Here is a 13,224-nt window from a genome sequence, read left to right as displayed (position 1 = left end):
GGAATTCAGACCATGGATATCGCCGCCCGCCGCAAGGCAGACCCCGACCACTGGCGCCTTGCCGCCGCCATCCGCGCACTTTCGATGGACGCCGTCGAGGCCGCGAATTCCGGCCACCCCGGAATGCCCATGGGCATGGCGGACGTCGCCACGGTGCTGTTCAGCAAACACATGAAATTCGACGCCTCGGCCCCGAACTGGTTCGACCGCGACCGTTTCGTGCTGTCGGCGGGCCATGGCTCGATGCTGATCTATTCGCTGCTGCACCTGACCGGCTACGAACAGATGTCGCTGGAGCAGATCAAGAATTTCCGCCAATGGGGCGCGATCACCGCCGGCCACCCGGAATACGGCCATGCCGAGGGCGTCGAGACGACGACCGGCCCGCTGGGTCAGGGCATCGCCACCGCCGTTGGCTTTGCCATCGCCGAAGAAGCGATGCGCGCGCAATACGGTGCCGATCTTTGCAGCCACAAAACCTGGGTCATCGCCGGTGACGGCTGCCTGATGGAGGGCATTAGCCAGGAAGCCATTGGCCTTGCCGGTATGCAGAAACTGAAGAACCTGATCGTTCTTTGGGACAATAACGACATCACCATCGACGGCCGCGTGTCGTTGTCGGATGCGACCGACCAGTTGAAGCGTTTCGAGGCCTCGGGCTGGCGCGTGCTGTCCTGCGACGGCCATGACGCCGCCGATATTGACCGCGCGTTGACCGATGCGGCGTCGGGCGCGGATGACCGTCCGGTCTTCGTGTCGTGCAAGACGATCATCGGCTACGGCTCGCCCAAGAAACAGGACACATCGGGCGCGCATGGCTCGCCCCTTGGTGCCGAGGAAATCGCCGCGACCCGTGCCGCCTATGGCTGGGATCACGGTTCCTTTGTCATCCCCGCCGACATTCTTGACGAATGGCGTGCCATCGGTGCCCGCGGCCGCGCCGAGCGTGAGGCGTGGAACACCCGCGTCGATGCGGCAGCCAATCGCGACGAATTCGCCCGCCGCATCTCGGGCGCGGTCAGCGACAAGCTGGCCCCGACCATCGCCGCGCTGAAGGAACAGGCGCTGACCGCCAAGCCAAAGGTCGCGACCCGCAAGGCCAGCGAAATGGTGCTGGAAGTCGTGAACCCCGAACTGCCTGAAACCATCGGCGGCAGCGCGGATCTGACCGGTTCCAACAACACCAAGACCAAGGATCTGGGCGTGTTCTCGGCCGAGAACCGCACGGGCCGCTACATCAACTACGGCATCCGCGAACACGGCATGGCGGCGGCGATGAACGGCATCTGGCTGCATGGCGGCTTCCGCCCCTATGGCGGCACCTTCATGTGCTTCACCGATTACGCCCGTGGCGCAATGCGTCTGTCGGCACTGATGGGTCTGCCGGTGGTCTATGTCATGACGCATGACAGCATCGGGCTGGGCGAAGATGGCCCGACCCACCAGCCGGTCGAACATCTGGCCATGCTGCGTGCAACGCCGAACACCATGACCTTCCGCCCCTGCGACGTGATCGAAACCGCCGAGGCATGGGAAATCGCGCTGTCGTCGGAAACCACGCCTTCGGTGCTGGCGCTGTCGCGTCAGAACCTGCCCACGCTGCGCGAGGAAGCAGGCGAGAACCTGACCGCCAAGGGCGCCTATGTGCTGCGCGAAGCATCGGACAAGGCCAAGGTCGTGCTGATGGCAACCGGCTCCGAGGTTGAAATTGCCGTTGCTGCCCGCGACATGCTGGAAGCGCAGGGTGTGCCGACCCGCGTGGTCTCGGTCCCCTCGATGGAGCTGTTCCGCGAACAGTCCGAAGCCTATCGCAAGGAAGTCCTGCCCAAAGGCCCGGTCCGCATCGCGATCGAGGCTGCCGTGCGCCAGCCGTGGGACTGGCTGCTGCTGGGTGAACGCGGCAAGTCGAAAAAAGCGGGCTTCATCGGCATGACCGGCTTTGGCGCGTCCGCCCCCGCACCGACGCTTTACCGCGAATTCGGCATCACCGCCGAAGCGACCGTGGCCGAGGCGCGCCGCCTGCTGGACTGATCCAGCCCCATGCATCCCGAAACGGCCGCGCCCAGTCGCGGCCGTTTTTCGTTTGCGCCCCCATGGACCCCGCCGCCACGGACGGGCATAACCACGCGCAGAGAGGTCCAGATGAGCCAGCCAGACAGCGGGGCGATCCCCCAGATCATCGCAGCACCGGGGGATCCGGCGCGCAAGACGCAGATGCAGGGGATCGGGCTTTTACTGCTGGCGATCTTTACCTTCACGCTGATGGACGCGACCGCCAAGCACCTGACCGAAAGCTATCACCCGATCCAGATCGTCTGGTTCCGCTTCATCTCGAACCTTGTGCTGGTGGCATTGGTGGTGCGTTCGGCCTTGCCCCGGACCATCCGCAGCAAAAAGCCCAAGGTGCAGATGATGCGGGCGGTGATGCAGCTTGGTTCGATCGGGCTGTTCTTCACGGCGCTTCAGCATATCGGACTGGCCGAGGCGACGGCGATCATGGACATCAACCCCGTCCTGATCACGCTGGCTGCCGCGCTGTTTCTCGGCGAATCCATCGGCTTGCGCCGCATTGTCGGCATCGTCGTGGCGCTGATCGGCGCGCTGATCATCATTCGCCCCGGCGCGGGCGTATTCCAGCCCGCCGCAATCCTGCCGCTGATCGGGGCATTCACCTATGCCGCGGGCGCGATCCTGACGCGGCTGGCGCGCGAGGATTCGACCGCCACCTCGATCCTGTGGTCGGCGATGATCGGCACTGCGGTCACATCGCTGGCCGTGCCGTTCTTTTGGCAGCCCATCGCCATGGGCGATCTGTGGGCTTTCGTGCTGCTGGGCATCTTTGGCTCGGTCGCGCAGGCGCTGCTGATCCGCGCATTTGCCTTGGCCGAGGCGTCTGCCATCGCCCCCTTTGGCTATACCGGGCTGATCTGGGCCGGGTTCTGGGGCTGGCTGATCTGGGGTCAGTTGCCTGACCGCTGGACCGTCATCGGTGCGTTGATCATCGTCGGCGCGGGCCTATATGTCTGGTTTCGGGAAGCCCGCGCGATGCAAAAGGCAGGATGATGAGCGAGATAGAAAAGCCGCCTTTGCGCGACCGGTTAGCCAATGGCGCATTCCTTGCGATCATGGGTCTGGCCCGCGTGCTGCCCTATGAACGGCGCGTGCCTGCGATGGGATGGTTCTTTGCCCATGTGCTTGGCCCGCTGGCAGGCTGGCGGCGGCGCATCCGCGACAATCTTGCCAAGGCGCGCCCCGATCTGACTGCGGCCGAGGTGGCCCGCCTGACCCGCGCCGTTCCCGACAATGCAGGACGCTCGCTGGCTGAAATCTATTCGGGCGACGAATTCACCGGCCGCATCCATCAATCCGATCCGCTTTGCGGCCCCGGCCTTGCGGCGCTGGAACAGGCTTTTGCGGCGCATCGCCCAGTGATTTTGGCCGTCGCGCATTTCGGCAATTATGACGCCATGCGCGCGGCCCTGAGCGGACGCGGCTGGCCGGTGGGTGCGCTGTATCGCCCGATGAACAACGAAGCGTTCAACCGCCATTACATCCCCGCCATGCAGGCCATCGCCGAACCGATGTTTCCCCGCGGTCGTTCCGGCCTTGCCGCAATGCTGCGGTTCCTGAAAGGCGGCGGGTGGCTGTCGCTGGGCTATGATCAATTCGACGATCATGGCAAGGAACTGAAATTCTTCGGCCTTCCCACCAGGACCGTGCTGACCCCGGCGGAACTGGCGATCCGCTATGACGCGCTGATCCTGCCCATCGCAGGCATCCGCCAGCCCGACGGTCTGAGCTTTCGGGTCGAGGTCGGTGCGCCGGTCCCGCACAGCGATCCCGAAACTATGATGCAGGCGCTGAACGACCACCTTGAGGCGCAGGTGCGCGCACATATGGGGCAGTGGTTCTGGGTGCATCGGCGCTGGAAACAGCGCGGGCAAAGGCTTTAGCCTTGCGACAACAGCCCCGAAACCCTTTCCCTCGGGTTGTATCGCAGGCTATAAGCGGCGCAAATCGCCGTGCCACCGGGCGCGGTTCCAACGACAATATCCAGAGGACGGCATGAGCGAAGACAAGAAACAAGACGGCGAGCGTCACCACGAAGGCGACGTGGCCTTCATCCAGGCCTTGGCTGAACTCCTCAACCGCAACGAACTGACCGAACTGTCGGTCAAGCGCGAATATGGCGAAAACGACCGCCTGACCGTCGCGCTGTCCAAACAGGGCAAGCAGATCATCCAGACCGTCGCGGCAGCACCGGCGCCTGTCGCTGCCCCCAGCGTCGCGGCACCCGCAGCCAGCGTCGCTGCGCCCACGGTCAGCGAAGACCCCGCCAGCCTGCCGGGCATTGTCACCTCGCCCATGGTCGGCACGGCCTATCTGTCACCCGAGCCGGGTGCGAGCGTTTTCGTCACCATCGGCCAGCAGGTGAAAGAAGGCGACACGCTGCTGATCGTCGAAGCGATGAAGACCATGAACCACATCCCGTCGCCGCGTGCGGGCACGGTCAAGCGCATCCTTGTGGATGATGGCAGCCCCGTCGAATTTGGCGCCCCCCTGATGGTCGTCGAGTGAGGCGCGGATGTTCGACAAGATCCTGATCGCCAACCGCGGCGAGATTGCGCTTCGCGTGATCCGCGCCTGCCGCGAGATGGGCATCGCATCGGTGGCTGTCCATTCGACCGCCGATGCCGATGCCATGCATGTCCGCATGGCCGACGAGTCGGTCTGCATCGGTCCACCTTCCTCGACCGACAGCTATCTGTCGCAGCCCGCGATCATCTCGGCCTGTGAAATCACCGGCGCACAGGCGATCCATCCGGGCTACGGCTTCCTGTCCGAGAATGCGGGCTTCGTGCAGATGGTCGAAGACCACGGCATCGCCTTTATCGGCCCCTCGGCGGAACATATCCGCATCATGGGCGACAAGATCACCGCCAAGGAAACCGCAAAATCGCTGGGCATCCCGGTGGTTCCCGGCTCGGACGGCGGCGTGCCGGACGTGGACAGCGCCAAGCGCGTGGCGGCCCAGATCGGCTATCCGGTCATCATTAAGGCCACCGCCGGCGGCGGCGGTCGCGGCATGAAGGTTGCGCTGGACGAAGCATCGCTGGAAACCGCCTTCCGCACCGCACGGTCGGAATCCAAGGCGGCCTTCGGCAATGACGAAGTCTATATCGAGAAATATCTGCAACGTCCCCGCCATATCGAGATCCAGGTCTTTGGCGACGGTCGCGGCCGCGCGGTGCATTTGGGCGAGCGTGACTGTTCCTTGCAGCGGCGCCATCAGAAAGTGCTGGAGGAAGCCCCAGGCCCCGTCATCACCCCCGAACAGCGCAACCGTATCGGTAAGATTTGCGCCGATGCCATGTCCAAGCTGGGCTATCGCGGCGCGGGCACGATCGAATTCCTGTTCGAAGATGGCGAGTTCTATTTCATCGAGATGAACACCCGCTTGCAGGTGGAACATCCGGTGACCGAAGCGATCTTCGACGTGGACCTCGTGCGGCAGCAAATCCTTGTCGCAGCCGGTCAGGAAATGGAATTCCGTCAGGAAGACCTGAAAATCCGCGGCCACGCGATCGAAGTTCGCATCAACGCCGAGCGGCTGCCGAACTTTACCCCCTCGCCGGGCACGATCACGCAATATCACGCGCCGGGCGGACTGGGTGTGCGGATGGATTCCGCGATTTACGACGGCTATCGCATCCCGCCCTATTACGACAGCCTGATCGGCAAGCTGATCGTGCATGGTCGCGACCGGCATGAGGCGCTGGCCCGTCTGGACCGCGCCTTGGGCGAGCTGATCGTGGATGGCGTTGATACCACCGTGCCGCTGTTCCGCGCATTGCTGGAAAACCCGGACATCCAGAACGGCGATTATTCCATCCATTGGCTGGAAAAGTGGCTGGCCAAGATAGCGGCAGATAGCTGATCGCCGATGACGGGTCTGACCGCCGAAAAGATGCTTCTTGCCTATGCGCAGGGTGTCTTTCCCATGGCGGAATCGGCGGGTGACGACCAGCTTTACTGGTTCGACCCGCCTGAACGCGGCATCCTTCCCGTGGGCGGGGTGCATATCTCGCGCTCGATGCGGCGGTTCCTGCGGGACTGTCGCTGGCGCGCCACGATCAACCGTGATTTTCGCGGTGTGATCGCCGGTTGTGCCGACCGCCCCGAAACCTGGATCAACGCCCCGCTCGTCGCGCTATATGACGAGTTGTTCGCGATGGGCCGCGCGCATTCGCTGGAAATCTATGAAGATGATCGACTGATCGGCGGAACATATGGCGTTACGCTGGGTGGGGCGTTTTTTGCGGAAAGCATGTTCTCGCGCCGTCCGAACGCCTCCAAGGCGGCACTGATCTGGCTGTCTGCGCATCTGGCACGCTGCGGCTTTTTGCTGTGGGACACGCAATATCCCACGGCGCATCTGTCCAGCATGGGTGGGCTTGCGATCAGCCGCGGGGAATACCACCGCCGCCTGCACGACGCGATCCATCTGCCAGTGCGTGTGACGGCGGGCGCGTTACCCGACGCTCAGGCTCTGTTGCAGGACACGACCCAGACGTCATAGCGCGAGTCGTCCATCGCGGACAAAGCGGGCGACGACGCGATCATCCAGCCCGAAAACACCGTGTTGTTCGCGCGCTTATCGATCACGGTCAGTTCGGCATAAGCATCCGATGACGGGTCGGCAGCCGGATAACGGCATTCCGCCAGCCGCACCTCAAGCCTGCCGAATTCGATCGACTGCCCGGCTTGCAGCTGAAAATCCTGCGTCATGCCGGTCACTTTGTCCAAGCCGCGAATGGCCGCACCGTTTGCACGCGCCGTTTCGGGACCACGCGCAGCGGCCACAGCCGCCTCACGCTCGGCGGCCGAGGGTTCGGCAGGTGCGACGGCATCTGGATTGTCGCTAAGCGCCGGATCGATCGCCAGTTCGGCATCCGGCAGATCCTGCGCCATCACGGGCAAGGCCGCCAGCAGCGACAGGCAAAGCATGTGCCGGGCAATCCGCATCATGGCGCGCGCTCCGTACTGTCCGAGGATTGGGCATCGACGAATTTCATCATCAGCGACAGCAGGCTGACCGCGCCCTGCACATCCTCGATCTCATCACCGGGTTGCAGGTTGTCGGCAGCGCCACCCGGCTGCAGTTCGATATAGGCTCCGCCCAGCAGGCCGTCCGATTGGATCAGCGCCGCGCTGTCGGTGGGCAGTTGGATGCTGGCGGGGATGCGAAGCCGCGCCTCGGCCAGAAAGCTGGAGGGGTCCAGATCGACACTGCTGACGCGACCGACCTTGACGCCAGCCACGCGCACATCCGTGCCGACATCAATCCCATCGACATTCGGAAAAGCCGCGCGCAGTTCATAGCCGCCCGAACCCAACCCGCGTGCCGCGCTGCCCTGCATTGACCAGAAAAGAAAACCGGCGGCTACGGCCAGAACCGCGCCGCCGACCCAAAGCTCTGCCCGTTCGGCAGCGGTCTGCATGGTTATTCCGGCTGCCAGGCGTCGTAATCGCGCCGCGCCGCCGGTTCGGCGTTATACAGCGAGCCTGCGGGGTGATATGCGCCCGCCGTGCCGGTCTGGTTCGACTCGTGCGGCTTTTCCCAGGTCTTGCGGCTCAGCGGTTCGGTGGTCGGCGGCTGCTTATAGGTGTGGTGCAGCCAGCCATGCCAATCGGGCGAAACGCGGCTTGCCTCGGATTCGCCGTTATAGATGACCCAGCGCCGTTTGCCGCCGCCCGACTGGTAATAGACATTGCCCTGCTCATCCTCGCCGACCTTTTCGCCATAAAGACGGGTCCAGACCTGAGTGTTGATGGTCTGGCTGTTCCACCAGGTCAGTGCGCGCAGGAGAAACGACATATGTCAGAACCTCTTTGATCCGAGTTGCGCCGAGATATGACGTAAAGCCACGGAAAGGTCCAGATGCGATGCTGGTCTGGCCGATCAACTCGCAGCCATTCGCACCGTCGCGGCATGAAAAAGCCGGAGGCATCGCCCCCGGCCCGATCACGTCCGACCTGCTGCGATCAGCCAGCCGATGCGGTTTCCTTTTTCGCGTCCGTATGGATCAGCAATGGCTTGGCCGACGGGTTTTCGACCGCCTCTTCGTTCACGACGACTTCGGCAACGCTGTCCATGCCCGGCAGGTCGAACATGCTGTCCAGCAGGATGTCCTCCATGATGGAACGCAGGCCGCGCGCGCCGGTCTTGCGCTTGATAGCGCGGCGCGCGATGGCGACCAGTGCATCGTCGGTGAAGGTCAGCTTCACATCTTCCAGATCGAACAGGCGCTGATATTGCTTGACCAACGCGTTCTTTGGCGCGGTCAGGATCGCAATCAGCGCATCTTCATCCAGATCGCCGAGCGTGGCGATGACCGGCAGACGACCGACGAATTCCGGGATCAGCCCGAATTTCAGCAGATCTTCCGGCTCAAGCTGCTTGAACAGCTCACCCACGCCCTTGTCGTCATTTTCCTTGACCGCAGCGCCAAAGCCCATCGCCGTGCCCTTGTTGCGCTGCGCGATGATGCGATCCAGCCCGGCAAAGGCGCCGCCGCAGATGAACAGGATGTTGGTCGTATCCACCTGCAGGAATTCCTGCTGCGGATGCTTGCGACCACCCTGCGGCGGAACACTGGCGACCGTGCCCTCCATGATCTTCAGCAGGGCCTGCTGCACGCCTTCGCCCGACACGTCACGGGTGATCGAAGGGTTGTCGGACTTGCGCGTGATCTTATCGACCTCGTCGATATAGACGATGCCGCGCTGCGCGCGTTCGACGTTGTATTCGGATGCCTGCAGCAGCTTCAGGATGATGTTTTCCACATCCTCGCCGACATAGCCGGCTTCGGTCAGCGTGGTCGCATCGGCCATCGTAAAGGGCACGTCCAGAATGCGGGCCAGCGTCTGGGCCAGCAGCGTCTTGCCGCAGCCGGTCGGACCAATCAGAAGGATGTTCGACTTCGCCAGCTCGATATCCGTTTTCGAGCTGTGATTCAGCCGCTTGTAGTGGTTGTGAACGGCCACGGAAAGCACGCGCTTGGCATGTTCCTGACCGATGACGTAATCGTCCAGCACATTGCAGATCTCACGCGGGGCTGGGACGCCGTCGCCGGATTTCAGCGCCGAAGTCTTGGTCTCTTCGCGGATGATGTCCATGCACAGTTCGACGCATTCATCGCAGATGAACACGGTGGGACCGGCAATCAGCTTGCGCACCTCATGCTGGCTCTTGCCGCAGAAGCTGCAATAAAGCGTGTTCTTGCTGTCGCCGCCGGTCGGATTGGCCATCAGTTCGATCCTTGTCTTACCCGGAGGCCCGGCAGAATCGCCGGGCAACCGCACATTTCACGGCGCGACCATCGGCCGCGCTTTGCGTTAAAGGACATGTTACGAGCCACCCCCGCGCGTCACAATCCCCAAAACGTCAGCAATCCGCCTTACGGCGCAACTGCTCAACTTCCCGGCTCGGCCTTGCCACGGGCTTCCAGAATCTCGTCGATCAGGCCCCATTCCTTGGCTTCTTCGGGGGACATGAAGCGGTCGCGCTCCAACGCCTGCTCGACTTCTTCAAGTGTGCGGCCGGTGTGCTTGACATAAATCTCGTTCAGGCGGCGCTTGAGCTTTTCGGTTTCCCGCGCATGGATCAGGATGTCGGTCGCCTGCCCCTGGAACCCGCCGGACGGCTGGTGCACCATCACACGGCTGTTGGGCAACGAGAAGCGATGCCCCGGCTGGCCCGCACACAGCAACAGCGAGCCCATCGACGCAGCCTGCCCTACGACCAGCGTGGACACGCGCGGCTTGATGTATTGCATCGTGTCATAGATCGACAGGCCAGCGGTCACGACGCCGCCGGGGCTGTTGATATACATGCTGATGTCCTTGGTCGGGTTCTCCGCCTCAAGGAACAGAAGCTGCGCCGACATCAGCGTGGCCATGCCATCATGGACCGGGCCGGAAAGGAAGATGATCCGTTCCTTGAGCAGCCGCGAAAAGATGTCATAGGCGCGTTCGCCCCGGCTGGTCTGTTCGACGACCATCGGGACAAGGGTGTTCATATAGAATTCTGCCGGATCTTGCATATTTTTCCCTAGCCTTAGTCCCTGCCTGATCTGCCCGTTTCTTGATTCGCCGCCCCGGCCAGCCGGTTCGGAAAAACCCTTAGAGACGAAACCTTGACAGAGTCTTAGTAACGCCAGCCCCCAAGGACAAGAGAGCGATAAAATTTGCCCCTGCCGTTATCGAGGTCTAACCTGCCCGCGACTGACGGAGAATATGATGAAACTGATCGTCGGCTTGGGCAATCCGGGCGCGAAATACGAACGAAACCGCCACAATATCGGCTTCATGGCACTGGACCGGATCGCATCGGATCACGGATTTTCGCCGTGGCGGTCGCGGTTTCAGGGCGAAGTTTCCGAAGGTCGGCTGGGGTCTGCGCGGGTCACGCTGCTGAAACCCTCGACCTTCATGAACCTTTCCGGGCAGTCGGTGGGCGAGGCGATGCGCTATCTGAAGCTGGAACCGGGCGACGTGATCGTGCTGCATGACGAACTGGACCTTGCCCCCGGTAAGACGCGGCTGAAACTTGGCGGCGGTCATGCGGGGCATAACGGCCTGCGCTCGATCCACCAGCATATCGGCGAGGCGTATCGGCGGCTGCGTCTGGGCATCGGCCATCCCGGCCACAAGGATCGCGTCGCGGGCTACGTGCTGGCCGATTTCGCCAAGGCCGAGGAAGCCGGGCTGGACGATCTGCTGCGCGGCATCTCGGACGGGGCCGAGGCGCTGGCCATGGGCGACGATGTGCGCTTCATGAACGCCGTCGCCGCCCGCACCGCGCCCGCCCGCAACAGCGGCACCCGCCCCGAGACAGCCGCCGCAAAACCGCGCCCCGCTGCCGATCCGCCCGCAGCAACGACCGAACCGCAGACCCTCACCGACCGCCTGCGCGCATTAAGCGAGCGTTTTCGATGAGCCGCTGGTCCGAAGCCTTTGCGATGCAGGCCAAGGCCTGCCGCGCGCTGGGTTCGGACCTGACGGCACGGGTCTGCGAATCCCTTGCCGAACTGATTGCGCACGACCCCGGCCCAATCGGTGCGGGGGTCCGGGACTGGCAGGGCGATCCGACCTATCACGGCGATTCCGTGCCCTTGCGGCTTTGCGGCGCATTGCATGGGTTGGTGCTCGCGGGGGATGCGCCGGGGCTGGCCGATGCATATGCGGGTCATGCCGATCTTGATTCGGAAATATTCCAATCAATACAATACAATAAGGCCACAATCCTAGAATGGTTAAAGCATCCACCGCAGACCAATGAGGTTGCCCGTTCCGCGGTGCTTATCGCTGCCGGACGGTTTCTGGGCGTAGCCGCCCCCGGTGTCAGGTTCGACCTGCTTGAACTGGGGGCCAGTGCAGGGCTTAACCTGAATTTTCCGCTTTATACCATTGCTGAAAATACAACTTATGCCGGTTCCTCAGATGTTGTCCTGACCCCGCAATGGCGCTCGGGCCGTCCCCCGGCGGCCGATCTTGCCATCGGCTCGGCCCGAGGCGTGGACATCAATCCGCTTGATCCGCAGCGAGACGGGCTAAGGCTGATGGCCTATATCTGGCCCGACCAGCGACCACGGCTGGAACGGATGCGCGCCGCGTTGGAGATTGCAGGGATCCATCCGCCGCAAGTCGATCGCGATGATGCGGGCGCCTGGCTTGGTGCGCAGCTTGCCGCGCCTGCCGCACGGTTGGTCTATCATACGGTCGCCGCGCAATATTTCCCGGCCCAGACCCGCACCCGCGTCGAAGATGCGATGCAGGATGCCGCCACCCGCGCCACCGCCGAACACCCGCTGGCGCATTTTTCCATGGAAACCGACGGCACGCCCGGAACCGCTTTGCGTCTGCGGCTTTGGGATGGCAATTACCGTGCATGGGATCTGGGTCGCGCCGATGCCCATGCCCGCTGGATCGACTGGCAGCCAAAGGAGAGCCGATGATGGATGCCGCGCTGAACGTGTTGGGGGGCAGCCTTGCGCCCTGCTCGACCGATCCGATGACGGGCTTTTACCGCGACGGCTGCTGCAATACCGGGCCCGAAGATACCGGACGCCATACCGTCTGCGTCGTCGTGACGGCCGAGTTTCTGGCGCTGTCGAAATATCTGGGCAACGATCTTAGCACGCCGCGCCCCGAATTCCGCTTTCCCGGCCTGAAGCCCGGCGACCGCTGGTGTCTGTGCGCAGCGCGGTTTCTGCAAGCGGCGCAGGAATTCGCAGCACCTAGGGTCGTGCTGGAATCGACACATCAGCGCACGCTGGACATCGTGCCGCTGGAGCTGCTCCGCGCCCATGCGGCGCAGGACTAGCGGCGCTGCTCCAGATAGTGGCGGACGGCATCGACGACGTGGCGAAAGCGGTCGCCACCCAGATGCTTGCCACCATACCAGCGCGTGACGATGATGACGTGATCGTGCAGTTCGGCGCGTTCCAGCATCTGCAGGATGATCTGCGCCGCCCCGCTTTCGCCGTCGTCATCCTTGACGCCTTCGCCCGACAGAATCGCGGCCCAGGTGTTATGCGTGGCCTTGGCGAAACGCTTGTTCCTGCGCAATTCAGCCAGCAGCGCCGCCGCCTCGGCCCGCGTAGCCGCAGGACCGCCGGATACCGCGTATTTTGAACCGCGGTCCGAAATGATCTTGTCATGGATGGTCAGCGTCATGTCTTGCGGCGAACGTAAAGCTCCAGCCGGTGGCGCACGATCTCATAGCCCATCTCGGCGGCGATTTCGGCCTGCAACCGCTCGATCCGTTCATTGACGAATTCCATGACCTCGCCGGTTTCGACGTCGATCATGTGGTCGTGGTGCCGACCGTCCGCAGGTTCAAAGCGCGCAGGCTCCCCCTCGAATTCCAGTTTCAGGATGACGCCCTGCGTCTCAAGCGCGGAAAGGGTGCGATAGACGGTGGCCAGCGACACGCCCGCCCCCGCCTCGCTTGCGCGTTGGTATAGCTGGTTGGCATCGGGGTGATCACCCGCCCCCGCCAGAACACGCAACAGCGCCGCGCGCTGGCGCGTGATGCGAACGCCCGCACGGCGCAGGGCCTGTTCGAATTCCTGGGCACGGGTCTCGATATCCATCGCTCCATTTGACCCAAAGCTGCGGAAATTACAACGCAAGCTAGTTGAGAATGACTTACAACTG

The 13,224-nt window shown here is 63.1% G+C and carries 16 protein-coding genes; 9 read left to right on the top strand and 7 right to left on the bottom strand.

All coding sequences use genetic code 11. The features are described 5' to 3' along the window. The first annotated feature begins 12 nt into the window (after positions 1–12). The 6 genes from tkt (at position 13) to aat (ending at position 6,580) form a co-directional block, all read left to right on the top strand. Positions 13–2,031 (top strand): transketolase, encoded by a 2,019-nt coding sequence (gene tkt / locus FN835_RS04080; protein WP_142661935.1) that lies wholly within the window; start codon positions 13–15, stop codon positions 2,029–2,031. Between the two features lie 111 nt (positions 2,032–2,142). Beyond that, positions 2,143–3,063: a DMT family transporter gene (locus tag FN835_RS04075; RefSeq protein ID WP_142661934.1), complete on the top strand. Its 921-nt coding sequence runs from the start codon at positions 2,143–2,145 to the stop codon at positions 3,061–3,063. Next, positions 3,063–3,953: a lysophospholipid acyltransferase family protein gene (locus tag FN835_RS04070; protein ID WP_142661933.1), complete on the top strand. Its 891-nt coding sequence runs from the start codon at positions 3,063–3,065 to the stop codon at positions 3,951–3,953. Before FN835_RS04075 ends, FN835_RS04070 begins: the two co-directional genes overlap by 1 nt. Before the next feature lie 112 nt (positions 3,954–4,065). Then, positions 4,066–4,578, top strand: a complete 513-nt coding sequence (accB, locus tag FN835_RS04065; protein WP_142661932.1) for an acetyl-CoA carboxylase biotin carboxyl carrier protein — start codon at positions 4,066–4,068, stop codon at positions 4,576–4,578. Positions 4,579–4,585: 7 nt separating this feature from the next. After that, positions 4,586–5,938: an acetyl-CoA carboxylase biotin carboxylase subunit gene (gene accC / locus FN835_RS04060; RefSeq protein ID WP_142661931.1), complete on the top strand. Its 1,353-nt coding sequence runs from the start codon at positions 4,586–4,588 to the stop codon at positions 5,936–5,938. A gap of 6 nt (positions 5,939–5,944) precedes the next feature. Then, positions 5,945–6,580, top strand: coding sequence for a leucyl/phenylalanyl-tRNA--protein transferase (gene aat / locus FN835_RS04055; RefSeq protein WP_142661930.1), 636 nt, complete (start codon positions 5,945–5,947; stop codon positions 6,578–6,580). On the opposite strand, the gene FN835_RS04050 is transcribed toward aat, so the two are convergent. From FN835_RS04050 to FN835_RS04030, 5 genes are all read right to left on the bottom strand, one after another. Then, positions 6,544–7,029 (bottom strand): DUF2155 domain-containing protein, encoded by a 486-nt coding sequence (locus FN835_RS04050; protein ID WP_142661929.1) that lies wholly within the window; start codon positions 7,027–7,029, stop codon positions 6,544–6,546. The genes aat and FN835_RS04050 overlap by 37 nt on opposite strands. Next, positions 7,026–7,502 (bottom strand): outer membrane lipid asymmetry maintenance protein MlaD, encoded by a 477-nt coding sequence (mlaD, locus tag FN835_RS04045; RefSeq protein ID WP_142661928.1) that lies wholly within the window; start codon positions 7,500–7,502, stop codon positions 7,026–7,028. Before mlaD ends, FN835_RS04050 begins: the two co-directional genes overlap by 4 nt. Before the next feature lie 2 nt (positions 7,503–7,504). Beyond that, entirely contained in the window at positions 7,505–7,879 is a 375-nt protein-coding gene (locus FN835_RS04040; protein WP_142661927.1) for an NADH:ubiquinone oxidoreductase subunit NDUFA12, read from the bottom strand. 167 nt (positions 7,880–8,046) lie between these two features. After that, the gene (gene clpX, locus FN835_RS04035; RefSeq protein ID WP_142661926.1) at positions 8,047–9,312 is read right to left on the bottom strand and encodes an ATP-dependent Clp protease ATP-binding subunit ClpX; all 1,266 of its coding nucleotides are present in this window, start codon (positions 9,310–9,312) and stop codon (positions 8,047–8,049) included. Between the two features lie 164 nt (positions 9,313–9,476). Continuing rightward, positions 9,477–10,106 (bottom strand): ATP-dependent Clp protease proteolytic subunit, encoded by a 630-nt coding sequence (locus FN835_RS04030; RefSeq protein WP_142661925.1) that lies wholly within the window; start codon positions 10,104–10,106, stop codon positions 9,477–9,479. Between the two features lie 196 nt (positions 10,107–10,302). Here FN835_RS04030 and pth point away from each other — a divergent pair, with 196 nt between their 5' ends. From pth to FN835_RS04015, 3 genes are read left to right on the top strand one after another with little or no spacing between them, the layout of a single operon-like run. Further along, positions 10,303–11,001, top strand: coding sequence for an aminoacyl-tRNA hydrolase (gene pth, locus FN835_RS04025; protein ID WP_142661924.1), 699 nt, complete (start codon positions 10,303–10,305; stop codon positions 10,999–11,001). Beyond that, the gene (locus FN835_RS04020; protein ID WP_142661923.1) at positions 10,998–12,020 is read left to right on the top strand and encodes a DUF2332 domain-containing protein; all 1,023 of its coding nucleotides are present in this window, start codon (positions 10,998–11,000) and stop codon (positions 12,018–12,020) included. The genes pth and FN835_RS04020 overlap by 4 nt, the downstream gene beginning before the upstream one ends. Beyond that, on the top strand, positions 12,017–12,388 hold the full coding sequence (locus tag FN835_RS04015) for a DUF2237 family protein (protein WP_185958582.1): 372 nt from the start codon (positions 12,017–12,019) through the stop codon (positions 12,386–12,388). The genes FN835_RS04020 and FN835_RS04015 overlap by 4 nt, the downstream gene beginning before the upstream one ends. Here FN835_RS04015 and FN835_RS04010 read toward each other — a convergent pair. Both FN835_RS04010 and FN835_RS04005 read right to left on the bottom strand, forming a co-directional pair. Further along, positions 12,385–12,741 carry a YigZ family protein gene (locus tag FN835_RS04010; protein ID WP_185958581.1) on the bottom strand — a complete coding sequence of 119 codons (357 nt, stop codon included), beginning with the start codon at positions 12,739–12,741 and terminating at the stop codon, positions 12,385–12,387. The genes FN835_RS04015 and FN835_RS04010 overlap by 4 nt on opposite strands. Beyond that, the gene (locus FN835_RS04005) at positions 12,738–13,160 is read right to left on the bottom strand and encodes a Fur family transcriptional regulator (RefSeq protein ID WP_142661922.1); all 423 of its coding nucleotides are present in this window, start codon (positions 13,158–13,160) and stop codon (positions 12,738–12,740) included. The genes FN835_RS04010 and FN835_RS04005 overlap by 4 nt, the downstream gene beginning before the upstream one ends. Positions 13,161–13,224 lie beyond the last annotated feature (64 nt).

Source organism: Paracoccus laeviglucosivorans, from assembly GCF_900182695.1.
In the GTDB taxonomy this organism is placed as follows: Bacteria; Pseudomonadota; Alphaproteobacteria; order Rhodobacterales; family Rhodobacteraceae; genus Paracoccus; species Paracoccus laeviglucosivorans.
Note: the sequence above shows the minus strand (reverse complement) of the source record. Positions and strands in the feature narration are given on the sequence as shown.